The organism is Nocardioides asiaticus, assembly GCF_040049175.1.
GTDB lineage: Bacteria > Actinomycetota > Actinomycetes > Propionibacteriales > Nocardioidaceae > Nocardioides > Nocardioides cheoyonin.
Genome location: NZ_JBDZDM010000012.1, coordinates 1 through 1520, shown reverse-complemented (window position 1 = coordinate 1520; position 1520 = coordinate 1). Strand labels below are relative to the sequence as shown.

At 65.3% G+C, this 1520-nt stretch carries 2 protein-coding genes; both read left to right on the top strand.

All coding sequences use genetic code 11. The features are described 5' to 3' along the window. A partial coding sequence (locus tag ABLE53_RS24745; protein ID WP_348861863.1) for a hypothetical protein occupies positions 1-614 on the top strand: 614 nt, incomplete at its 5' end. Next, the gene (locus ABLE53_RS24740) at positions 607-1341 is read left to right on the top strand and encodes a PP2C family protein-serine/threonine phosphatase (protein ID WP_348861862.1); all 735 of its coding nucleotides are present in this window, start codon (positions 607-609) and stop codon (positions 1339-1341) included. The genes ABLE53_RS24745 and ABLE53_RS24740, both read left to right, overlap by 8 nt. Positions 1342-1520 lie beyond the last annotated feature (179 nt).

Here is a 1520-nt window from a genome sequence, read left to right as displayed (position 1 = left end):
CCACCGCGGGTCCGGAGCACGCTGCGCTCGCGCTTGCGACACTCCCTGCGGCCGAGAAGACCGAAACCGCACGACTCAAAGGCATCCGAGAAGCCGAGGAGCGACGACAACGCGAACAGCACGAAGAACAACAACGCCAGGATCAAGAACAGCGACGGACGCAGCGTCAAGCACAACGACGGGCAAAATCGAGCCAAGTCGGCGAGATCTTCGGGCTGGCGTTCATGGCGCTCTGGCCAGGCCTCGTCCTGACCGGCGTGTGCTGGTTCTTCCTGAGCGGCGGTACGCAAAAAGCACCCGACGTGTTGCCAGGTGGAACGATCTTCCTGACCTTGCTCATCGGAAACGCCGCTGCCATCGGCGTGACGGCAGTGGTCGTCGCGGTCCTGACACCTGCTCCCGCAACCTGGCCGGCGTGGTTCGCCGGACTCTCTGGAGCCGGAGCGGAGATCGTGAGCGCCGTGGTTGTGACACAGAGCAACAGTGTCTCCTCCACCTCATTTGGGGGTGCAACCGATCGCTCTGAACTCCTTTGGGGGCCGATTCTCATGGTCGTCGCCGCCGTCCTGGCTTCTCTCATCGCTAGAGCCAGAGGCCAGCTCGCCAATGGTTGATCGCACTACGAACCCTGAACTGCGTGTCGCGGCACTCACCCACGTGGGTGGAGTCCGCACCGTCAACGAAGACTGCCTGTTCGTCGACAATTGGATCGCCCAGGCCAGCGGGACATCCCTTGAGATCACGTTCGACCTGCGCCAACGGCCGATCACCCTCGCGGTCATCGACGGCATGGGCGGCTACGTCGGCGGCGCCGTCGCATCCACCACGGCGGCCCTGGGATTGGGTACCCAAGATCTCGGCGACCTCCCGGTGGCGATGGGACAGATCAGTCGCGACGTCCTCGATCGCGGCCACGCCATCGCCGGCCACGCCGACATGGGCGCCACCCTCGCAGGCATCAGGTTTCAGGGTTCCCAGGTCAGCATCTTCAATGTTGGCGACAGCCGGGTCTACCGAGCAATCGATGGGTACCTCGGTCAAGTCTCCGTTGACGATCTTGTGCCCGATCCCAGTGGCGTCCGCAAGGGCCTCATCTCGCAGTCACTCGGCGGGCCCATCGAACGAGCGCTCGACCCCCACGAGCTGACCGAACCCATCGAGCCTGGAACTACCTATCTACTCTGCAGCGACGGTCTCCACGACTGTGTCGAGCACGACCAGATCGCAGCAGCCCTCGCCCTCGAGCCGAAAGCCGCATGCGACGAACTCGTCCGCCAAGCCCTGGCTGCTGGGGCACGCGACAACGTCTCGGTCATCGTTGCGAGGGTGGTCGCGCCATGAGGGTACCGCCCTATCCCGCCGTCCCTCCACGAGCGAGCGCGTCCGATTGCTCGGAGGTCTGTCATGACTGATCCGACACGCCGGGAAGGCCACGATGACGCGACGCGGCGCGAGTCATCGACGCCGCTCGGGGCCGAGGCCACGCGTCGCGAGGTCCCCGGCGCACCGGGTACCCGGCG

What these genes read in the sequence shown, in the direction of transcription:
- ABLE53_RS24740 (WP_348861862.1), top strand. Translation starts at nt 607, where the DNA reads ATGGTTGATCGCACTACGAACCCTGAACTGCGTGTCGCGGCACTCACC.